We start from the raw sequence: 20665 nt of genomic DNA, 5'->3' as shown, positions 1-20665 counted from the left end.
CTTGCTACTCCACGAACAGGGTTGCGGGTTGTTCGAGCAAGCCACGAATGGCCTGGATGAATTGCGCCGCGTCCATGCCATCGACCACCCGGTGATCGAAGGAGCTGGAGAGGTTCATCATCTTGCGGATCACGATCTGGCCTTTGATCACCATCGGCCGCTCGACGATCTTGTTGACGCCGACGATCGCCACTTCGGGCAGGTTCAGCACCGGGGTGCTGACGATGCCGCCCAAGGCGCCGAGGCTGGTCAGGGTGATGGTCGAGCCGGACAGTTCATCGCGGCTGGCTTTGCCATTGCGCGCAGCCGTGGCCAGACGGGAGATTTCCGCAGCGCTGTCCCACAAGCTACGAGCCTCGGCGTGACGCACCACCGGCACCATCAAGCCAATGTCGCTTTGGGTTGCGACGCCGACATGCACCGCACCGAGGCGGGTGATGACCTGGGCTTCGTCGTCATAACGGGCGTTGATCTGCGGGAAGTCGCGCAGGGCGACGACCATGGCGCGGACCAGGAACGGTAGCAACGTCAGCTTGCCGCGAGTTGCGCCGTGCTTTTCATTCAGATGCGCACGCAGTTCTTCCACTGCCGTCACGTCGATTTCTTCGACGTAGCTGAAGTGTGCGGCACGCTGAGTCGCATCCTGCATCCGCTGGGCGATCTTGCGACGCATGCCGATCACCGGGATCTGCTGTTCGTCGTTGCGTTCGGCGTATGCGGCCACAGTGCTCGATGCGTTCGACTGACCTTGTGCCAGATAGGCCTCGAGGTCTTCGTGCAGAATCCGTCCGGCAGGGCCGGTGCCACGGACCAGACGCAATTGAATGCCGGCATCCAGCGCGTGTTTGCGCACGGCCGGGGAGGCCAGTGGACGTTCATCGGCTTCGCGAGCGATCATCGGGCCTTGCGGCGCAATTGGGCGAGCCGGGACGGCAGGTTTGCTTTCAACCACGGCTTCGACTTTCGGTGCGGCAACCGCTGCAGGCTTCGGTGCTTGTGCAACCGGCGCTGGCTGAGACGACGCTTTGACGTTGCCTTCACCTTCGACTTCAATGCTGATCAACACACTGCCGACCGCCATGACTTCGCCCGGCTGACCGCCGAGGGCGATCACCTTGCCATGCACCGGGGACGGAATGTCGACCATCGCCTTGTCGGTCATCACATCAGCCAGTACCTGATCTTCGACGACCATGTCGCCAACTTTGACGTGCCACACCGACAGCTCAACTTCTGCAATGCCTTCGCCAATGTCCGGCATTTTAATAACGTGCGTGCCCATTCAGACCTCCATGACCCGTTTCAACGCCGCGCCCACACGGGACGGACCAGGGAAATACGCCCACTCTTGCGCATGCGGGTAGGGAGTATCCCAACCGGTCACACGCTCGATTGGCGCTTCCAGGTGGTGGAAGCAATGTTCCTGAACCAGCGCAACCAGTTCGGCGCCAAAGCCGCAGGTGCGGGTGGCCTCGTGGACGACCACGCAGCGGCCGGTTTTCTTCACCGATTTGACGATGGTTTCCAGGTCCAGCGGCCACAGGCTGCGCAGGTCAATGACTTCGGCGTCGATACCGGTCTCTTCAGCGGCCACTTGCGAGACGTACACGGTGGTGCCGTAAGTCAGGATGGTCACGTCCTTGCCTGGACGGGTGATGGCGGCGAGGTCCAGCGGAACGGTGTAGTAGCCGTCCGGCACTTGCGCGGCCGGGTGTTTCGACCACGGGGTTACCGGGCGGTCGTGATGGCCGTCGAACGGGCCGTTGTACAGGCGTTTTGGCTCCAGGAAGATCACCGGGTCATCGTTCTCGATGGAGGCGATCAACAGGCCTTTGGCGTCGTAGGGGTTGGACGGCATCACTGTGCGCAAGCCGCAGACCTGAGTGAACATCGCTTCGATGCTCTGGCTGTGGGTCTGGCCGCCGTAGATGCCACCGCCGCACGGCATGCGCAGGGTCATCGGGGCGGTGAACTCGCCGGCCGAGCGATAGCGCAGGCGTGCGGCTTCGGAAATGATCTGGTCCGAGGCCGGGTAGACGTAATCGGCAAACTGGATCTCGGCCACCGGCCGCAAACCGTAGGCGCCCATGCCAACCGCAACGCCGACGATGCCGCTTTCGGAGATCGGTGCATCGAATACCCGCGAGGTGCCGTATTTGCTCTGCAGGCCTTCGGTGCAACGGAACACGCCGCCGAAGTAGCCGACGTCCTGGCCGAACACCACGACGTTGTCGTCACGTTCGAGCATCACGTCCATGGCCGAGCGCAAGGCCTGGATCATGGTCATGGTGGTTGTGGTCATGGCGGTTTCCAACTGAATATTATTGTTGTGATCGTTCATGTCAGATCCCCAACTCTTGACGCTGGCGCTTCAAGTGCTCCGGCATCTCTTTATAGACGTCTTCGAACATGGTCGCAGCGCTTGGAATCTGGCCACCGGCCAGGGTGCCGTACTGTTCGGCTTCTTTTTGCGCGGCGATGACTTCGGCTTCGAGTTCGGCGCCGAGGGCGGCGTGTTCCTCTTCGGACCACTGGCCGATACGGATCAGATGCTGCTTGAGGCGCGCAATCGGGTCGCCCAACGGGAAGTGACTCCAGTCGTCGGCGGGGCGGTATTTGGAGGGATCATCGGACGTCGAGTGCGGGCCGGCGCGGTAGGTGACCCATTCGATCATGGTCGGGCCGAGGTTGCGGCGGGCGCGTTCGGCAGCCCAGGCAGAGGCGGCGTACACCGCGACAAAATCGTTGCCATCGACCCGCAGGGAGGCGATGCCGCAGCCGACGCCGCGACCGGCGAAGGTGGTGGCTTCACCACCGGCAATCGCCTGGAACGTCGAGATCGCCCACTGGTTGTTGACCACGTTGAGAATCACTGGCGCACGATAAACGTGAGCAAAGGTGAGGGCGGTGTGAAAGTCGGATTCGGCGGTGGCGCCGTCGCCGATCCAGGCCGAGGCGATTTTGGTGTCGCCCTTGATCGCCGACGCCATGCCCCAGCCCACGCCTTGCACGAACTGGGTGGCGAGGTTGCCGGAGATGGTGAAGAAGCCGGCGTCTTTAACGGAGTACATGATTGGCAACTGACGGCCCTTGAGCGGATCGCGCTCGTTGGACAGCAGTTGGCAGATCAGGTCCACCAGCGGCACTTCGCGAGCCATCAGAATGCTTTGCTGACGGTAGGTGGGGAAGCACATGTCGTCGATGTTCAGGGCCAGGGCCTGGGCGCTGCCGATGGCTTCTTCGCCAAGGCTCTGCATGTAGAACGACATCTTTTTCTGACGTTGGGCGACCACCATGCGGTTGTCGAAAATCCGCGTCTTGAGCATGGCGCGCATGCCTTTACGCAGAATCTCCACGGGCACGCCTTCTGCCCACGGACCGAGGGCATTGCCCTGATCGTCGAGCACGCGAATCAGGCCCTTGGCCAGGTCGGCGGTGTCGGCAGGTTCTACGTCGATTGGGGGTTTGCGCACCGTACCGGCATCGGTCAGGCGCAGGTAGGAGAAGTCGGTTTTGCAGCCGGGGCGGCCCGAGGGTTCGGGAACGTGCAGGCGCAGGGGTTCGTACGCTTGATTCATGGCTTTCTACGCTCGATCTTGTGAATTTTTTGTAGTGAGCTGACCGTCATCCTTCGGGTGGAAGAAATCTTGTCCTACAACAATCATAGGCCGGGGCAAGAAGAATATTTATCTCTGTTTCGTTGCGCTCAAGGTCATTTGAGGATAAAAAATCTGCATAAACATAAAAAACAGGTTGTTTTGTCTCATGCGCAAACTGGACCGTACCGACATCGGCATTCTCAACAGCCTTCAGGAGAACGCCCGCATCACCAACGCCGACCTCGCACGCTCGGTGAACCTGTCACCGACACCGTGCTTCAATCGGGTCAAGGCCATGGAAGAATTAGGGCTGATTCGCGAGCAGGTCACGCTGCTGGATGCCGACCTGCTGGGGCTGCACGTCAACGTGTTCATTCACGTCAGCCTGGAGAAGCAGGTGGAAGAGGCGCTGGCGCAATTCGAGGCCGCCATCGCCAACCGTCCGGAGGTGATGGAGTGTTACCTGATGGCCGGCGACCCGGACTATCTGATCCGCGTACTGGTGCCGACCATTCAGTCGCTGGAACGCTTCATGATGGACTTCCTGACCAAAGTCCCGGGCGTCGCCAACATTCGCTCAAGCTTTGCGCTGAAGCAGGTGCGCTACAAAACCGCGCTGCCATTGCCAGCCAATGGCCTGACCCTGGCCAACTGAAATCTCCCCACATACCCGTAGCAGCTGTCGAGCCCCGCGAGGCTGCGTTCGGCGGCGCAGCCGTCGCAAAACCCGCCACCGCGTTCTTTCAGGCAGACCGTATCAGCCGAATTACGACGGCTGCGCCGCCGAACGCAGCCTCGCGGAGCTCGGCAGCTGCTACGAGATAATGTGTGGGGTCTGGGGTCAGAACTGGTTGATGGGGATCTTCAGGTAGACCACGCCGTTGTCTTCCGCCGGCGGCAGGTTGCCGGCCCGCACATTCACCTGAATCGCCGGCAGTATCAGCGTCGGCATGCACAAGCCTGCATCGCGCCGGGTGCGCATGTCGACGAACGCCGTTTCATCGATGCCGTCATGCACATGAATATTGCCTTTACGTTGCTCGCCAACGGTGGTCATGCACTGGGAAGTGCGGCCGGCTGGCGGGTAATCGTGGCAGACATAGAGACGGGTGTCGGCGGGGAAGGCCAGCAACCTGTGTATCGAGGCGAACAGTTGATTGGCGTTGCCGCCAGGGAAATCGCAGCGTGCGGTGCCGACGTCGGGCATGAACAGCGTGTCGCCCACCAGTATGAATTCATCGTCGATCAGGTAGGCCATGTCTGCCGGAGTGTGGCCGGGAACATGCAGCGCCTTGGCCTTGAGGTTGCCGATGGCAAACTCCTCGTCCGGCGCAAACAGGTGGTCGAACTGCGAACCATCGCTGCGAAACGCCGGCTCAAGGTTGAACAGACGCTTGAAGACGTCCTGCACCTGGCTGATGGCCTGGCCTATAGCAATCTTGCCGCCCAACTCGCGGCGCAGGTAAGGCGCGGCGGACAGGTGATCGGCATGGGCGTGGGTTTCCAGCAGCCATTGGGTTTGCAACCGGTGCTCGCGAACGAAAGCAATGACCCGGTCAGCCTGAGTGGTGGCGGTTCGACCGGACGCCGGGTGGTAATCGAGCACTGAGTCGACAATGGCGCAGGGGCTGCCGTCGTGTTCATAGATCACATAGGTGTAGGTCGATGAGGCGTCATCAAAGAAGGCTTGGATCAATGCTGGCATGGCGGCGGGCCCTGGCTGGATGACCGAAAGACACAAAGGGTTGCAACACTTTATGTTTAAACATAATGTCTACAGCTTAAGTGACGACCAAGGTTATCTGCAAATGCAATCCAGTCTAAGTGAAGGTGAAGTGGCGCAATTGCGCGCCTCGGCCTCCAAGGCCTGCGCGCTGCTCAAGGCATTGGCCAATGAGGACCGCCTGCTGATCCTCTGCCAGTTGACCCAGGGCGAACGCAATGTCGGCGAATTGGAAACCATGACCGGCGTGCGTCAGCCGACGTTGTCCCAACAGTTGGGCATTCTGCGCGATGAAGGCCTGGTGGGCACCCGACGTGAAGGCAAGTACATTTTCTACGGTCTTGCCAGCCATGAAGTGATTCAGGTGATGAAAACACTCTCGGGCCTGTATTGCGGCGCGGTGCTAAAAAGCTGGGCGTGAGCCTTTTCGGGCAGCCCCCTTGTAGAGGCAATAACTTATGAAGGACCAACACTGGGGCCAGACCATCAGTGCCGACATCGTGGTGATAGGCGGCGGTACTGCCGGTATTGGCCTTGCCGCCAGCCTGCTCAAGCGCGATCCACACTTGAACATCACTGTCATCGAGCCCAGCGCCCAGCACTATTACCAGCCCGCCTGGACGTTGGTCGGCGGTGGCGCCCATGAGCTCAAGAACACCGTACGGCCAATGGCTGCGGTGATGCCGCGACAGGCCCAATGGGTGCAGGCTGCGGTCAGCAGCGTCGACCCCGAAAACCGTCTGCTGACGCTTGATGACGGGCGCAGCGTCTCTTATCAGAACCTGATCGTCTGCCCTGGCTTGCGACTGGCCTGGGAGAAAATCGAAGGTCTGCAAGAAGCCCTCGGGCAGCACGGTGTCACGTCCAACTACAGCTACCGGCATGCGGCCTACACCTGGCAACTGGTCAAAGGTCTGCGCGGCGGCAAGGCAATCTTTACCCAGCCGGCGGTCCCGATCAAATGCGCCGGGGCGCCGCAAAAGGCGTTGTACCTGTCGTGTGATCACTGGCTCCGACACGGTGTGCTGAAGAACCTCGACGTCGAGTTCAACCTCGCCGGGGCCGCGCTGTTCGGCGTGGCGACTTTCGTCCCGCCGTTGATGAAGTACATCGAGAAATACCGTGCCCGGCTGGCATTCAACTCCAACCTGGTGAAGGTCGACGGGCCGGCGCAAACCGCCTGGTTCGAGGTCAGGGACGCCGCCGGAACGGTCACGCTGCAAGCGAAAAAATTCGATCTGTTGCATGTGGTACCACCGCAGGTTTCGCCGGACTTCATCCACCAGAGTTCGCTTGCCGATGCCGCTGGCTGGTGCGAAGTGGACGTCCACAGTCTGCAGCATGTGCGTTATCTGGACGTGTTCGCCCTCGGCGATGTCTGCTCCACCAGCAACGCCAAGACCGCCGCTGCAGTACGCAAGCAAATCGTCGTGGTTGCGGAGAACTTGCTGGCCTTGCGCAAACAGCAACCCTTGCCACTGAAATACGACGGTTATGGCTCCTGCCCGCTGACGGTGGAGAAGGGCAAGGTGATACTCGCCGAGTTCGGCTATGCCGGTAAGCTGCTGCCGACATTTCCCCTCGAGCCGACCGTGGCGCGGCGTTCGGCATGGTTTCTCAAGGCGACGCTGCTGCCGTGGTTTTACTGGAACGGCATGCTTAAAGGTCGTGAGTGGCTGACTCGTGTGTCCAAGGTCGATTGAGAAAACCCTATGCTGCTGGCGACATTGTTTGGTGTGGTGATGGGCCTGATCCTTGGGCTGACCGGGGCCGGCGGAGGCATTCTTGCAGTGCCGGCCCTGGTGCTCGGGCTGGGCTGGAGCATGACCCAGGCGGCGCCGGTGGCGTTGTTTGCGGTGGGCAGCGCCGCGGCGGTCGGTGCCATCGACGGCTTGCGCCATGGGTTGGTGCGCTACCGTGCGGCGTTGTTGATCGCATTGCTGGGGGCGGTGTTCTCGCCGGTGGGCATCTACTTCGCCCATCAGTTGCCGGAAAAAGTCCTGATGATCCTGTTCAGTCTGCTGATGATCATGATCGCCTGGCGGATGCTGCGGCGAGAAAAGCCGCAAGCGGGGCCGAGCGATCACGGCCACGCCACCTGGGGCCAGAAAAACTGCATGCTCGATCAACAGACCGGGCGCTTTTCCTGGACCGCCAAATGCACCGCAACCCTGGCTGCATTGGGGGCGGTGACTGGCGTGGTTTCAGGCTTGCTCGGGGTCGGTGGCGGTTTCCTGATCGTGCCGGCATTCAAGCAACTGACCGACGTACAGATGCGCGGCATCATCGCCACCTCGTTGATGGTGATCAGTTTGATCTCGGCAACCGGAGTGATCGGCGCCTTTCATGCCGGGGTGACTATTGACGCCCAGGGCGCGGCCTTTATCGCCGCCAGCATCGCCGGGATGGTCGTGGGGCGGCGACTGTGCGCCCGGGTTCCGGCCCGGGCACTTCAAGTGGGGTTTGCCAGCGTGTGCCTGATGGTAGCCGGCTACATGCTGCTCAAGGCTTGAAATCGGTGGTTGCAGTGTAGCGAACTGGCAAGAAGTCTCAGGCTCAGGTTTACTGCCTGCTATACCGATGACAAGGCCACGCAATGGATCACTACGCCCCGCGCAACTGGCAGCCTCACGAACGGCCAAGCTTGCCCGGTTCCCCCTCGACCCCTTTGCACTCCACGCCAAAGCGCTTGGCTTATGCATTGGTCGGGTTGCTGGTGGCATTGACCGGTGGTTTGGGCAACGCGTTGGTGGTCGCCAACCTGCCTTACCTGCAAGGCGCGCTGGGGGCGACGACCGCCGAGATGGCCTGGCTGCCGGCGGCGTATGTGATGACCAACGTCTCGATGAACCTGCTGCTGGTGAAGTTTCGTCAGCAGTTCGGCCTGCGGGCGTTCACTGAAGTATTCCTGGTGTTGTATGCGCTGGTGACCTTCGGCCATTTGTTCGTCAACGACCTGAGTTCGGCGATTGCGGTGCGCGCCGCCCACGGTATGGTCGGCGCGGCACTGAGTTCGTTGGGCCTGTATTACATGGTTCAGGCTTTCCCGGCGAAGTGGCGTATGAAGGCGCTGGTGCTGGGCCTGGGCACCTCGCAACTGGCGTTGCCACTGGCCCGGTTGTTTTCCGAAGACTTGTTGCAGATCGCCGAATGGCGCGGGCTCTATCTGTTTGAACTGGGCATGGCGCTGACCTCACTGGGCTGTGTGTTCATGCTCAAGTTGCCACCGGGTGACCGCTTCAAAACTTTCGAAAAACTCGACTTCCTGACCTTCGCCTTGCTGGCAGGTGGAGTGGCGCTGCTCTGTGCGGTGTTGTCGTTGGGCCGTATCGATTGGTGGCTCGAAGCACCGTGGATCGGTGTCGCCTCGGCCGGCTCGATCGTGTTGATCATGGCCGGCCTGGCCATCGAACATAACCGCAGCAACCCGATGCTGATGACCCGCTGGCTTGGTAGCGGGGTGATGATTCGCCTGGCATTGGCGGTGATCCTCATCCGTATGGTGCTCACCGAGCAATCCACCGGGGCGGTGGGTTTGCTGCAAACCCTGAACCTGAGCAGCCAGCAGATGCACAGCCTTTACGTGGTGATGCTGGTGGGCAGCGTCGCCGGCCTTGCCACCAGCGCGCTGACGATCAATCCCTCGCACCTGTTGATGCCGCTGATCATTTCTCTGGCGCTGATGGCCACCGGTTCGGTGATGGACAGTTTCTCGACCAACCTGACACGCCCGGAGAACATGTACCTTAGCCAGTTTCTGCTGGCCTTTGGCGGGACGTTTTTCCTCGGCCCGACCATGGTGCTCGGCACCCGCAACGTGTTGACCAATCCGCGCAATCTGGTGAGTTTTTCCGTGCTGTTCGGGATTTGCCAGAACCTCGGCGGCTTGATTGGTGCTGCGTTGTTGGGGACGTTCCAGATCGCCCGGGAAAAATTCCATTCCAGCCATATCGTCGAGCGCCTGACCCTGGTCGACCCGCAAGTGGCCAGCCGTGTGCAAGGCAGCAGCGCGAGTTATGTGTCGAGTATCGCCGACCCATCGGCCCGCACCACTCAGGGCATTCGTAGCCTGGCAGCGGCTGCGACCCGGGAGGCGAATGTCATGGCCTATAACGATGTGTTCATGCTGATCGCGGTGATCGCGATGCTGACCATGCTCTGGATCTTCATTCGCAGCCTGTGGCTGTTGAGCACGACCAAGGCTGTCGCTCCCACGCCGGCCAGTCCGACTTCCGTTCCTTCCAGCGATGCCTCTTCTTCATGACCGACCCGATCACCACAACCACCAACGCCATCGCCTCGACTCCCGAGGGCGTGGCACCGCCTAAAACTTCTGGCACCGAGCCGCGTTCGCTGCCGGTGCGGATCATTTCGTCCCTGGGCTTTGCTGCCATTGCCATCGTCGGGGTGCTGATCGTGCTGTATGCCTGGCAGTTGCCGCCGTTCGGCAGCGCCATCGAAAGCACTGAAAATGCGCTGGTTCGCGGCCAGGTGACGATCATCGGCCCGCAGCTCAGTGGCTACGTGTTTGAGGTGCCGGTGCAGGACTTCCAGTTCGTCAAGACCGGCGACCTGCTGGTGCGACTGGATGACCGGATCTACAAGCAACGTCTGGATCAATCGCTGGCGCAACTGGCGGTGCAGAAAGCTGCGCTGGCCAATGCGGTGCAGCAACGCAACAGCGCCGAGGCGACCATCAAGCTGCGTCAGGCGGCGCTGACCGACAGCCAGGCCCAGGCGCAAAAAAGCGCAGCGGACTTGCGGCGTAATGAGGCGTTGATCAGCGACGGCTCGGTCTCCAAGCGCGAGCTGGACGTGACCCGTGCCGCTAATGCGCAAACCATCGCTGCGGTGGCACAGGCCCAGGCCAGTCTGGAAATCGCCCGGCAGGACCTGCAAACGGTGATCGTCAATCGCGGTTCGCTGGAGGCGGCGGTGGCCAGTGCCGAAGCGGCGGTCGAGCTGGCGCGGATCGATCTGTCCAACACCCGTGTGGTCGCCCCGCAGGACGGTCAGCTCGGGCAGATCGGCGTGCGTCTCGGCGCCTACGTCAACTCCGGCGCGCAGTTGATGGCACTGGTGCCGAGTCAGCTGTGGGTAATCGCCAACATGAAAGAAACCCAGATGAACAACATCCACATCGGCCAGCCGGTCACCTTCACCGTCGATGCCCTGAACCACCAGAAATTTCACGGTCGGGTTCAGCGTATTTCACCGGCCACCGGTTCCGAATTCAGCCTGTTGCAGGCCGACAACGCCACCGGCAACTTCGTCAAAATCGCCCAACGCGTGCCGGTGCGCATCACTGTTGACGCGGACCAGGCGCAAAGCGAACGCCTGCGGCCCGGCATGTCGGTGGTGGTGAGTATCGATACGTCCGGGCAAGGCAATGCCGTCGCCGGCAATCCGTAGGCGCCGATGATCGTTCCCATGCGGGAACGATCAGTTACCGGCCACCATCGGCGGCAATGTACCCAACAGGGAAACTGCCGCCACGGCCGCTATCCCCAGCAACCACTCCAGCATCACGCTGGTGCGCAGCGCCGAAAGGCGTTGCTCGCAGTGTTTGATTTTCAAGCGATTGAACAGCGCCAGGCCAAGCATGGCACTGACCAACAGCACCTTGATCAACAGAATCAGCGCGAACCCGGACAGCAGCGGTGTCGGCCAGAAAGCCCCGGTCAACACCCGGACGTTGATCAGGCCGGTCACCAGCAAACCCGCCACCAACCCATAACCAATCCCGCTGAAGCGTTGCAGTATTGGCTCGACCGCGTGGGTCGTCGGTCGCCGCAGAATCATCATCAGCAGCATGAGTCCACCCAGCCAGGCACCGACGCAGGTCAGGTGAATCACTTGGTTGAGGATCAACAACTGGCCACTCAGACCGTCGAGCATCGCACCATGGCCGACCGGGGCGAGGGTCATCAGCAGCAGGCTGCTCAGGAGCATACGTAGCGCAAACGAATTGCTCAGCGGGCTCAGCAGACAGACCACCAGCAGCCCGTTGAACAGCAGATGCCAACGCCAGACCTGCCCGAAGAAGGTGTTGCTCAACACCAACTGCACGGTTGACCAATCAAACGCCGCCGACAGCGAGCCGGCCATGCTGGCGGTGATCAACAGCAGCCAGCAAACCCCGGTGAACAAGGCGAACCCGGCGAGCAGCCTACTCAGCCCGGCGAGGCGTTGATCAAGTGTCGCGAGCGCTTGGGTCAGCGGTTCATGGCGCAACAGCAGGGGCCTGAACAGACAGGCCCCAAACAGCATCAGCACGACGATGAAATGCAGGAAGCGGCCCAGGACCAGCGCGCTCGACATCGATTACTGACTCACCTTGAAGCTGTAGTTGCCAGCGCTTTTATGGGTGTCGACYGACACTGCATGCCATTCGACCTTGTAGTTACCGGCGCTCAGAGGGGCGGCGGGCGTGACGACCAGGGTCTTTTTATCGGCGCTTTCGGTGGCGATGCTTTTCACGGCAACGGCGACGCCATCCTTGCTGATATCGACTTTGGTGAAACTGGCTTCAACCCCTTCGGAGAACACCAGGCGCAATTCGGCAGGTGCGGCAACGCTGCTGTCGGCGGCCGGCGTCGAGCTTTTCAGGTGAGCGTGAGCAAACACCGAGGAGGCGAACAGCGAGCCGAGGAGGGCAGTCACAGTCAGGGCTTTTTTCAGCAACATCGGTCAGCACCTATCAGGCAGATTGGAAGATGCGACAGTTTACCTATGCCTCGGACCCTGTACGACGTTTCGTTTCGCAGGTGGCGAATGCTAGTCTTGACCTATGCCGCTGTCAGGGAGCCCTTATGGGCAATCACAAGATCGAGATCCGTCGCAGTAACGTCGAGAAAATCCTCCTGGCCGCCGAGAAGGTCTTCGCCGAGAAAGGTTTTGGCAGCACCGCGATGGCCGACATTGCTAAAGAAGTGCAACTGCCGCGCTCCAATCTGCATTACTACTTCAGCACCAAGGCTGAGCTGTACAGCGCGGTGCTGTTCGATTTGCTGGAAGTCTGGAAGCAGGACGCGCTGTGCTTCGAGATGTTCGATGACCCGCGGGTGGTGCTCAGCAGTTACATCCGCGCCAAGATGAACCATTCCCGCAGCCGGCCGTATGGCTCGAAAGTCTGGGCCAATGAAATCATCCATGGTGCACCGACATTGGGTGAGGCGCTGGACGCCAGCCTGTACGACTGGGCCAAGATGAAGGAAGCGAAAATTCGCCAATGGGTGGAGGATAAACGCATCCTGCCGGTGGAGCCTTCAAGCCTGCTGTACATGATCTGGGCCTCGACCCAGCATTACGCCGACTTCGATCACCAGATCAACATCCTCAACGACCATCAACCGCTGTCGGACATGCAATTCGAGCGCGCGGTGCAGACCGTGACCAGCGTGATTTTGCGGGGGATCGGGTTGGAGCCTTAAGATTTGTTGCGCGGCTGATGGCCTCATCGCGAGCAGGCTCGCTCCCACAGGGATCTGGTTTACGCTGGAGATCCAATGTGGGAGCGAGCCTGCTCGCGATGGCGTCAGCTCAGGCGACGCAGATCTCAACCCGCGACATGATAGGGATTCCTCGGATCATGGTCCCAGTCCAGGAACGGTTTCCCGTTATCGATCGGCACCATCTCGATGCAGTCCTGCACCGGGCAGGTGATCTGGCACAGGTTGCAGCCCACGCACTCATCGTCGATCACCTCATATTTATGGGTGCCGTCCGGTTGTTTCAGGCTGGCAATGGCCTGGTGTGAGGTGTCTTCGCAGGCGATGTGGCAACGGCCGCAACCGATGCAGGCTTGCTGGTCGATCTTGGCAATCACCTGATAGTTGATGTCCAGGTATTTCCAGTCCGTGGTATTGCCCACCGCACGCCCGGAAAAGTCCTGCACGCTTGAGTAGCCTTGGCTGTCCATCCAACGCGACAGCCCGTCCTTCATCTCCTCGACGATCCGAAAACCATGCAGCATCGCCGCCGTGCACACCTGCACCGCGCCACTGCCCAGTGCCATGAATTCAGCAGCGTCACGCCAACTGCCAATGCCGCCGATGCCACAAATGGGCAGGCCTTGGGTCTGCGGGTCGCGGGCGATTTCGGCGACCATGTTCAACGCAATCGGTTTGACCGCCGAACCGCAGTAACCGCCGTGGGTGCTTTGGCTGCCAACCATCGGATGCGCAACCATGCGATCCAGGTCGATGCTGGTGATCGAGTTGATGGTGTTGATCAGCGACACCGCATCGGCGCCACCACGATGGGCCGCTCGGGCGGCGACGCGGATGTCGGTGATGTTCGGCGTGAGCTTGACGATCACCGGCAGCGAGCAATAGGTCTTGCACCAGCGAGTAACTTGCTCGACGTATTCCGGCACCTGACCCACTGCCGCACCCATGCCACGTTCCGGCATGCCGTGGGGGCAGCCGAAGTTAAGCTCGATGCCGTCGGCACCGGTGGCTTCTACCAGCGGCAGGATGTTTTTCCACGACTCCTCGACGCAGGGCACCATCAGCGACACGATCAGTGCGCGATCCGGCCAGTCTTTTTTGACCTGGGTGATTTCCCGTAGATTGATCTCCAGTGAGCGGTCAGTGATCAGCTCGATGTTGTTGATGCCCATGACTTCACGGTTGGCGCCAAAATGCGCGGAGTAACGCGACGAAACGTTGACCGCCGCCGGGTCTTCGCCCAGGGTTTTCCAGACCACGCCCCCCCAGCCGGCCTCGAACGCTCGGACTACGTTGTAGGCCTTGTCGGTGGGCGGCGCGGAGGCCAGCCAGAACGGGTTAGGAGCTTTGATGCCGGCGAAGACAATCGAGAGATCGGCCATTTACGCAGCCTCCACGTTGAGCATGAGTTGGGCATGGATCGCTTCAGCTGCAAGTTTGCCGTGCTGCACGGCCTGTACGGTGAGGTCCTGATCGAGGCTGGTGCAATCGCCGCCGGCATAGACGCCGGGAATGCTGGTACGCATCTGTTCATCCACCTGAATTCGGTCGCCCTGGCGTTTCAGTTCGCGGGCCAGCGGATCACTCAGTGCGCTGTCGTCGAATTTTTGGCCGATGGCTTTGAAGATTGCATCGGCGGCCAGCTCAAAGGTGTCCCCGGTGCTGATCAGCCGGCCATTGTCCATACGTGTGCGGGCGAAACGCATGCCGCGCACCTGGCCTTTATCGTCGAGCAAGACGTCCTGCGGTTGCGCCCAGGTCATCAGCCGTACCTGATTGGCCTTGGCGATGTCCTGCTCATGACTGGTTGCGCCCATGTCCTCAAGACCACGGCGGTACACCAGATTCACGTCGCGGGCACCGAGGCGGGCCATTTGCACGGCCATGTCGATTGCCGTGTTGCCGGCGCCGAGGACGATGCAATGATCGGCCAGCGGCAATTGGCTCAGGTCATCGGCCTGGCGCAGTTCGCGAATGTAATCGGTAGCGGCCAACAACCCTGGGGCGTCTTCGTCAGCCAGCCCCAGCTGTTTGCTGGCGGCCAGGCCAAGGCCGAGGAATACTGCGTCGAACTGTTGATGCAGTTCGCTGAGGCTCAGGTTTTCACCGAGTTTTTGCCCGTGGCGGATTTCGATGCCGCCGATTTCCAGCAGGAATTCCAACTCATGCTGGGCAAAGTCATCCACCAGTTTGTATTTGGCGATCCCGTATTCGTTGAGTCCGCCGGCCTTTTCCCGCGCCTCGAAAATCACCACCTCGTGGCCATGCATGGCGCTGCGGTGTGCGCACGACAAACCGGCAGGTCCGGCACCGACCACGGCAATCCGTTTGCCGGTGGCCGCTGTGCGTTGGAACGGGTGCTCGCTGAAGTGTGCGTTGTCGATGGCGTAGCGCTGCAACAGACCGATCAGTACCGGCGCGCATTCCTCGGCGTTGTTGCGCACACAGGCGTGCTGGCAAAGGATTTCTGTCGGGCAGACCCGGGCGCAACTGCCACCCAGGATGTTCGCCGAGAGGATTGTTTGCGCGGCGCCCTGGACGTTCTCTTGATGGATGTTGCGAATGAACGACGGGATATCGATGTCGCTCGGGCATGCGTTGACGCACGGCGCGTCATAGCAATACAGGCAGCGCGAGGCTTCCAGATGCGCCTGACGGTCGTTGAGCGGCGGCGCCAGATCGGTGAAATGGCCGGCGAGGGTGGCCGCATCCTCGGCGGGATGGGGCAAGTGGCTCAGAGTCTTGATCACGATGTTGGCCTCACGGTTATTTGAGGTACTGCCTCTGATGGGCAGTGTTTTTTGTAGTCAGTGATGACGCCATTGCGAGCAGGCTCGCTCCCACATTTGAAATGCGTTCCCTTGTGGGAGCGAGCCTGCTCGCGATAGGCCGAAGGCCGCTTTCAGCGTTTCACAGCCGTCGGCTTGTGCAACTCAGCGCGCTTGCTCAGCAAATCGAACACCGCCGGGTACGCCGGGCGTTCTATGTAGCGCCCGGCACCGCGTTCGGCACGCAGGTCGCCGTTGGCCCAGACCAGTCGACCCTGACTGATGGTGTGGCTGGGCACACCGCGCACGGTCTTGCCTTCAAAGATGTTGAAGTCGACGTTTTGGTGATGGGTCTTGGCAGAAATGGTGCGTGTACCTTGCGGGTCCCACAGCACCAGGTCGGCATCGGCGCCGACACGGATCGAGCCTTTGCGCGGGTAGAGATTGAAGATTTTTGCGGTGTTGGTAGAGGTCAGCGCAACGAAGTCCTGCATCGACAGGCGCCCGGTGTTGACCCCTTCATCCCACAGCACCGCCATGCGGTCTTCGATGCCGGCCGTGCCGTTGGGGATTTTGCTGAAGTCGTCACGACCCGCGGCTTTCTGTTCGGCACAGAAACAGCAGTGGTCAGTGGCGGTGGTGTGCAGGTTGCCCGATTGCAGGCCGTGCCAAAGCGCTTCCTGGTGGCCGCGCGGACGGAAGGGCGGGCTCATCACGTAGCCGGCGGCGGTTTGCCAATCCGGGTGCTGGTAGACGCTGTCATCCAGCAGCAAGTGCCCGGCCAGCACTTCGCCGTAGACCGGTTGGCCCTTGCTGCGGGCGTAGGTGATTTCATCCAGCGCTTCCTTGGTCGAGACGTGGACCAGGTACAGCGGCGTACCAAGCGTTTCAGCGATACGGATCGCCCGGCTCGCGGCTTCACCTTCAACCTGGGACGGTCGCGACAGCGGATGCGCTTCAGGCCCGGTGATGCCCTGGGCCATCAACTTGCGTTGCAGGTGATAGACCAACTCGCCGTTTTCCGCGTGCACGGTCGGCACGGCACCGAGCTCCAGGCAGCGCTCGAAACTCGCGACCAGCGTGTCGTCGGCCGCCATGATCGCGTTTTTATACGCCATGAAATGCTTGAAGCTGTTGACCCCATGGTGGCTGACCAACTCGGCCATTTCTTCGCGAACCTGTTCGCTCCACCAGGTGATGGCGACGTGAAAGCCATAGTCGGAGGCTGATTTCTCAGCCCAGCCACGCCACTGATGGAAAGCTTCCAGCAGCGATTGCTGCGGATTGGGAATCACGAAATCGATGATCGACGTGGTACCACCCGCCAGACCCGCCGCCGTGCCGCTGAAGAAGTCTTCGCTGGCCACGGTGCCCATGAAGGGCAGTTGCATGTGCGTGTGCGGGTCGATGCCGCCGGGCATCAGGTATTGGCCGCTGCCGTCGAGTACTTCGCAGYCGGCGGGAGTATCGAGGTTGTTGCCGATGGCTTTGATCACGCCGTCGGCGCACAAGACATCGGCGCGATAACTTTCATCATGGGTAATAACGGTGGCGCCACGGATCAACAGAGACATTCCGAGTTCCTCGCAGGCTTGACTGGCTTATGCCGGTTCTAAGTGTTTTATATGTAGCAGGCTAAGGAAGTGGTATTCCTGTCAGCGCTGTCAGGAATAAACGCTAGCTGGAGATATCGGATTGGGCAAGAATATTTTTTATAAGCTTATATCGATATTAACTTGTTGAAATTTAACGATTAAAAATACAAAACACCAAAATGGTGAGGTCTCTCACCATTTTGACGCACTTGACAGGATCGAAATATGGTCAAGATTTCCTATGTGAAATCAGCTATTTGAGGTGCGCCTGTGGCTGACAGAAAAAATACAAAATAAATGTAACGCACCAGATTGAGCCCTGACGGCTCGGACAACTTGCCCGGCATTTTGCCTGAGTGCCCGGACAAGTCTTCGCGGGCTTGATTGTTGTTTGAATAAAACTGATGAACATCAGTTGTTTACATGGATTTTACCGGCGCGCAAAGGTCGTCAGCAAAGCCTCCGGCATGTTTATTGATTGCTGCCGCTGACACCTTGGCCGGCCGGTAAAAGTCGTAAGTTCTCCGGCCATCGTCCGGCTTGTGGTTAAACCGCAGGCCAGCCCGATGAGCAAAATAATCAAAAAAACAGTGGAGCGGCCATGCAACAGAACAGATCGCAAGTCACCGAGCGCGAAGGGTTGTACGAACTGGACGCCGGCAGTGACGTCCTCGACAGTCCCCGATACAACCACGACATTGCGCCGACCAAGGTGCACGAACGAACCTGGAACAAATGGCACATCACCGCGTTGTGGATCGGCATGTCGGTGTGTGTGCCGACTTACACCCTCGGCGGGGTGCTTACCGCGTACTTTGGCCTGAGCGTTGGCGAAGCGCTGCTGGCGATTCTGCTGGCCAACGTCATTGTGCTGATTCCACTGACCCTTAACGCCTTTGCGGGAACCAAGTACGGGATTCCCTTTCCGGTGTTGCTGCGTTCATCGTTCGGGGTGATCGGTTCCAACGTGCCGTGCCTGATCCGCGCGCTGGTGGCCTGCGGCTGGTTCGGTATCCAGACGATGTTTGGCGGGCTGGCGATTCACCTGTTTCTCGGCTCGGTTTTCGAGGGCTGGAAATCCCTCGGGGGCACCGGCGAAGTGATCGGCTTCATGATGTTCTGGACGCTGAACCTGTGGGTGGTGCTGCGGGGGGCCGAGTCGATCAAATGGCTGGAAACACTCTCGGCACCGCTGCTGGTGGCGGTGGGGCTGGGCCTGCTGGTCTGGGCCGTGCCGAATGTGTCGCTGACCGAGTTGCTGGCCCAGCCACCGAAACGTCCTGAAGGCGCCAGCGTAACCGGTTACTTCCTGGCCGGGCTGACCGCGATGGTCGGGTTCTGGGCGACCTTGTCGCTGAACATCCCGGACTTCAGCCGCTATGCCAAAAGCCAGAAAGACCAGATCCTCGGGCAGATTTTCGGTTTGCCGCTGACCATGTTCCTGTTCGCCTCGCTCGGGGTGGTGATGACTGCCGCGTCGGCGAAACTGGTGGGTGTGACCGTGTCTGATCCAGTCAGCCTGATCGGGCATATCCAGAGCCCGGTGTGGGTGGCGTTCGCCATGGCGCTGATCATTATTGCGACGCTGTCGACCAACACGGCCGCCAACATCGTTTCGCCGACCAACGACTTCCAGAACCTTGCGCCTAAACTCATCAACCGCACCAAGGCGGTGATGTTGACTGGTCTGGTGGGGCTGGCGCTGATGGGCCACGAACTGCTGAAGAAGCTTGGGCTGATTGTCTCCAATGTCAGCCTGGAAACGGTCTATTCCAACTGGTTACTCGGTTATTCGAGCCTGCTCGGGCCGATCGCCGGGATCATGGTGGTGGACTATTTCCTGATCAAGAAACAACAACTGGACCTGGCTGGCCTGTACCGCGACGACGTGTACCCGGCGTGGAACTGGAATGGCTTCATCGCCTTCGGTGTGCCGGTGGTGTTGACCTTGCTGTCGCTGGGCAGCGATGCCTTCAGCTGGTTCTACAGCTACGGCTGGTTCACCGGCTCGGCCCTTGGCGGGCTGATGTATTACGGGTTGTGCGCAATGCGTACTAGCCCGGCTGTTGTGAAGTCTCCGGTGTGACGGATGGCCTCATCGCGAGCAGGCTCGCTCCCACAGTGGATCTCCAGTGTTCACAAAACCCTTGTGGGAGCGAGCCTGCTCGCGATGACGGCCTAAAATTCACCAACGATTTGCCTGAGAAAACCCATAACAATTGCCTGAAGGAGATCACCATGAACGCTGCCGTAGACGTTCTGCAGTCCAGCCATCAGCACATCGACCGTGACCGCCTCTGGCAGTCGCTCATGGAGCTGGCCAAACTCGGCGCCACGGTCAAGGGCGGTGTCTGTCGCCTGGCCCTGACCGACCTTGACCGCCAGGCCCGCGACATTTTTGTCAGGTGGTGCGAGGAGGCGGGCTGTACGGTGAGCATCGACGCCGTCGGCAACATCTTCGCCCGCCGCGCCGGGCGCAATCCGCAACTGCCACCGGTGATGACCGGCAGCCACATCGACACCCAACCCACCGGCGGCAAGTTCGACGGCTGTTTTGGCGTACTGGCCGGGCTCGAAGTGCTGCGCACCCTCAACGACCTGGGCGTGGAAACCGAGGCGCCGCTGGAAGTGGTGGTCTGGACCAACGAAGAAGGCTCGCGCTTCGCCCCGTGCATGATGGGCTCCGGGGTGTTTGCCGAAAAATTCACTCTTGAGGAAACCCTGGCCAAGACCGACGCCAGCGGCGTGACCGTGGGTGAGGCGCTGAACGCCATCGGCTATGCCGGTCCGCGCAAGGTCAGTGGCCATGCAGTCGGTGCCTACTTTGAGGCGCACATCGAGCAAGGCCCGATTCTGGAAGACGAACGCAAGACCATTGGCGTGGTGATGGGCGCGTTGGGGCAGAAGTGGTTCGACCTGAAACTGCGCGGCGTCGAGGCTCACGCCGGGCCAACGCCGATGCATTTGCGCAAGGATGCCTTGGTCGGTGCCGCCGCAATCGTCGCTGCCGTGAACCGTACCGCGCTTGGTCATCAACCTCACGCCTGTGGCACTGTCGGATGTCTGCAAGCCTATCCGGGTTCACGTAACGTCATCCCCGGCGAAGTGCGCATGACCCTGGACTTCCGTCATCTTGAACCGGCGCGGCTGGACTCGATGATCGCGGAAGTGCGGCAGGTGATCGACAGCACCTGCGATGAGCACGGTCTGACTTATGAACTGACGCCAACTGCCGACTTCCCGCCGCTGTATTTCGACAAGGGCTGCGTCGAGGCAGTACGTGGCGCTGCGCAAGGCCTTGGGCTGTCGCACATGGACATCGTCAGCGGGGCGGGGCATGACGCGATCTTCCTTGCGGAACTGGGGCCAGCCGGGATGATCTTCGTGCCGTGCGAGGGGGGCATCAGCCACAACGAAATCGAAAACGCCACCCCGGATGACCTGGCGGCCGGTTGTGCGGTGTTGTTGCGGGCGATGCTGGCGGCTTCGGCGGCGATTGCCAGTGGTGAACTGGCGGCCTGAAAGACCG

18 protein-coding genes are annotated in these 20665 nt (G+C 60.6%); 9 read left to right on the top strand and 9 right to left on the bottom strand.

Annotated features, from left to right (window positions below):
- Window positions 1-4 precede the first annotated feature (4 nt).
- The 3 genes from AC1DHT_RS11110 to AC1DHT_RS11100 are packed head-to-tail and all read right to left on the bottom strand — an operon-like array spanning window position 5 to window position 3578.
- Window positions 5-1282 (bottom strand): dihydrolipoamide acetyltransferase family protein, encoded by a 1278-nt coding sequence (locus AC1DHT_RS11110; protein ID WP_427539272.1) that lies wholly within the window; start codon window positions 1280-1282, stop codon window positions 5-7.
- A complete protein-coding gene (locus AC1DHT_RS11105; RefSeq protein WP_427528063.1) occupies window positions 1283-2341 on the bottom strand; it encodes an alpha-ketoacid dehydrogenase subunit beta in 1059 nt (352 codons plus the stop codon).
- 1 nt (window position 2342) lies between these two features.
- Window positions 2343-3578 (bottom strand): 3-methyl-2-oxobutanoate dehydrogenase (2-methylpropanoyl-transferring) subunit alpha, encoded by a 1236-nt coding sequence (locus tag AC1DHT_RS11100; RefSeq protein ID WP_427539275.1) that lies wholly within the window; start codon window positions 3576-3578, stop codon window positions 2343-2345.
- 187 nt (window positions 3579-3765) lie between these two features.
- Between AC1DHT_RS11100 and bkdR the strand changes: the two genes are divergently transcribed.
- A complete protein-coding gene (gene bkdR / locus AC1DHT_RS11095; protein ID WP_019690099.1) occupies window positions 3766-4254 on the top strand; it encodes a Bkd operon transcriptional regulator BkdR in 489 nt (162 codons plus the stop codon).
- Between the two features lie 186 nt (window positions 4255-4440).
- Here bkdR and AC1DHT_RS11090 read toward each other — a convergent pair whose 3' ends face one another.
- Window positions 4441-5304 carry an MBL fold metallo-hydrolase gene (locus tag AC1DHT_RS11090; RefSeq protein ID WP_427539278.1) on the bottom strand — a complete coding sequence of 288 codons (864 nt, stop codon included), beginning with the start codon at window positions 5302-5304 and terminating at the stop codon, window positions 4441-4443.
- A gap of 103 nt (window positions 5305-5407) precedes the next feature.
- Between AC1DHT_RS11090 and AC1DHT_RS11085 the strand changes: the two genes are divergently transcribed.
- The 5 genes from AC1DHT_RS11085 (at window position 5408) to AC1DHT_RS11065 (ending at window position 10734) form a co-directional block, all read left to right on the top strand.
- Complete coding sequence (locus tag AC1DHT_RS11085; protein WP_054598349.1) at window positions 5408-5743, top strand: ArsR/SmtB family transcription factor; 336 nt, start codon at window positions 5408-5410, stop codon at window positions 5741-5743.
- 37 nt (window positions 5744-5780) lie between these two features.
- Window positions 5781-7025: an NAD(P)/FAD-dependent oxidoreductase gene (locus AC1DHT_RS11080; RefSeq protein ID WP_427539280.1), complete on the top strand. Its 1245-nt coding sequence runs from the start codon at window positions 5781-5783 to the stop codon at window positions 7023-7025.
- Between the two features lie 9 nt (window positions 7026-7034).
- Window positions 7035-7835 (top strand): sulfite exporter TauE/SafE family protein, encoded by an 801-nt coding sequence (locus tag AC1DHT_RS11075; protein ID WP_427539283.1) that lies wholly within the window; start codon window positions 7035-7037, stop codon window positions 7833-7835.
- A gap of 83 nt (window positions 7836-7918) precedes the next feature.
- Window positions 7919-9586: an MFS transporter gene (locus AC1DHT_RS11070; protein WP_427539286.1), complete on the top strand. Its 1668-nt coding sequence runs from the start codon at window positions 7919-7921 to the stop codon at window positions 9584-9586.
- Window positions 9583-10734, top strand: a complete 1152-nt coding sequence (locus AC1DHT_RS11065; RefSeq protein WP_427539289.1) for an HlyD family secretion protein — start codon at window positions 9583-9585, stop codon at window positions 10732-10734. Before AC1DHT_RS11070 ends, AC1DHT_RS11065 begins: the two co-directional genes overlap by 4 nt.
- A 30-nt stretch (window positions 10735-10764) precedes the next feature.
- Here the strand turns inward: AC1DHT_RS11065 and copD are convergent, their stop codons facing one another.
- Both copD and copC read right to left on the bottom strand, forming a co-directional pair.
- Entirely contained in the window at window positions 10765-11643 is an 879-nt protein-coding gene (gene copD / locus AC1DHT_RS11060; protein WP_427539292.1) for a copper homeostasis membrane protein CopD, read from the bottom strand.
- 3 nt (window positions 11644-11646) lie between these two features.
- Window positions 11647-12009, bottom strand: a complete 363-nt coding sequence (copC, locus tag AC1DHT_RS11055) for a copper homeostasis periplasmic binding protein CopC (protein ID WP_427539295.1) — start codon at window positions 12007-12009, stop codon at window positions 11647-11649.
- Window positions 12010-12134: 125 nt separating this feature from the next.
- Here copC and AC1DHT_RS11050 point away from each other — a divergent pair, with 125 nt between their 5' ends.
- On the top strand, window positions 12135-12755 hold the full coding sequence (locus tag AC1DHT_RS11050) for a TetR/AcrR family transcriptional regulator (protein WP_054597654.1): 621 nt from the start codon (window positions 12135-12137) through the stop codon (window positions 12753-12755).
- Window positions 12756-12880: 125 nt separating this feature from the next.
- Here AC1DHT_RS11050 and preA read toward each other — a convergent pair whose 3' ends face one another.
- The 3 genes from preA to hydA form a co-directional block, all read right to left on the bottom strand.
- Window positions 12881-14155 (bottom strand): NAD-dependent dihydropyrimidine dehydrogenase subunit PreA, encoded by a 1275-nt coding sequence (preA, locus tag AC1DHT_RS11045; protein ID WP_427528050.1) that lies wholly within the window; start codon window positions 14153-14155, stop codon window positions 12881-12883.
- Window positions 14156-15523 (bottom strand): NAD(P)-dependent oxidoreductase, encoded by a 1368-nt coding sequence (locus AC1DHT_RS11040; protein ID WP_427539298.1) that lies wholly within the window; start codon window positions 15521-15523, stop codon window positions 14156-14158.
- Window positions 15524-15675: 152 nt separating this feature from the next.
- Window positions 15676-17115, bottom strand: a complete 1440-nt coding sequence (hydA, locus tag AC1DHT_RS11035; RefSeq protein WP_477761355.1) for a dihydropyrimidinase — start codon at window positions 17113-17115, stop codon at window positions 15676-15678.
- A gap of 622 nt (window positions 17116-17737) precedes the next feature.
- Between hydA and AC1DHT_RS11030 the strand changes: the two genes are divergently transcribed.
- Together AC1DHT_RS11030 and AC1DHT_RS11025 are read left to right on the top strand one after the other, a co-directional pair.
- The gene (locus AC1DHT_RS11030) at window positions 17738-19222 is read left to right on the top strand and encodes an NCS1 family nucleobase:cation symporter-1 (RefSeq protein ID WP_427539304.1); all 1485 of its coding nucleotides are present in this window, start codon (window positions 17738-17740) and stop codon (window positions 19220-19222) included.
- 152 nt (window positions 19223-19374) lie between these two features.
- The gene (locus AC1DHT_RS11025; RefSeq protein WP_427539307.1) at window positions 19375-20658 is read left to right on the top strand and encodes a Zn-dependent hydrolase; all 1284 of its coding nucleotides are present in this window, start codon (window positions 19375-19377) and stop codon (window positions 20656-20658) included.
- The last annotated feature ends 7 nt before the right edge of the window (window positions 20659-20665 follow it).

Source organism: Pseudomonas sp. 05N432 (assembly GCF_056396945.1).
Note: the sequence above shows the minus strand (reverse complement) of the source record. Positions and strands in the feature narration are given on the sequence as shown.

Excerpts from the sequence above, each read along its gene's own strand:
- AC1DHT_RS11110 (WP_427539272.1), bottom strand. The coding sequence starts at position 1,282 with ATGGGCACGCACGTTATTAAAATGCCGGACATTGGCGAAGGCATTGCA.
- AC1DHT_RS11105 (WP_427528063.1), bottom strand. The coding sequence starts at position 2,341 with ATGAACGATCACAACAATAATATTCAGTTGGAAACCGCCATGACCACA.
- AC1DHT_RS11100 (WP_427539275.1), bottom strand. The coding sequence starts at position 3,578 with ATGAATCAAGCGTACGAACCCCTGCGCCTGCACGTTCCCGAACCCTCG.
- bkdR (WP_019690099.1), top strand. The coding sequence starts at position 3,766 with ATGCGCAAACTGGACCGTACCGACATCGGCATTCTCAACAGCCTTCAG.
- AC1DHT_RS11090 (WP_427539278.1), bottom strand. The coding sequence starts at position 5,304 with ATGCCAGCATTGATCCAAGCCTTCTTTGATGACGCCTCATCGACCTAC.
- AC1DHT_RS11085 (WP_054598349.1), top strand. The coding sequence starts at position 5,408 with ATGCAATCCAGTCTAAGTGAAGGTGAAGTGGCGCAATTGCGCGCCTCG.
- AC1DHT_RS11080 (WP_427539280.1), top strand. The coding sequence starts at position 5,781 with ATGAAGGACCAACACTGGGGCCAGACCATCAGTGCCGACATCGTGGTG.
- AC1DHT_RS11075 (WP_427539283.1), top strand. The coding sequence starts at position 7,035 with ATGCTGCTGGCGACATTGTTTGGTGTGGTGATGGGCCTGATCCTTGGG.
- AC1DHT_RS11070 (WP_427539286.1), top strand. The coding sequence starts at position 7,919 with ATGGATCACTACGCCCCGCGCAACTGGCAGCCTCACGAACGGCCAAGC.
- AC1DHT_RS11065 (WP_427539289.1), top strand. The coding sequence starts at position 9,583 with ATGACCGACCCGATCACCACAACCACCAACGCCATCGCCTCGACTCCC.
- copD (WP_427539292.1), bottom strand. The coding sequence starts at position 11,643 with ATGTCGAGCGCGCTGGTCCTGGGCCGCTTCCTGCATTTCATCGTCGTG.
- AC1DHT_RS11050 (WP_054597654.1), top strand. The coding sequence starts at position 12,135 with ATGGGCAATCACAAGATCGAGATCCGTCGCAGTAACGTCGAGAAAATC.
- preA (WP_427528050.1), bottom strand. The coding sequence starts at position 14,155 with ATGGCCGATCTCTCGATTGTCTTCGCCGGCATCAAAGCTCCTAACCCG.
- AC1DHT_RS11030 (WP_427539304.1), top strand. The coding sequence starts at position 17,738 with ATGCAACAGAACAGATCGCAAGTCACCGAGCGCGAAGGGTTGTACGAA.
- AC1DHT_RS11025 (WP_427539307.1), top strand. The coding sequence starts at position 19,375 with ATGAACGCTGCCGTAGACGTTCTGCAGTCCAGCCATCAGCACATCGAC.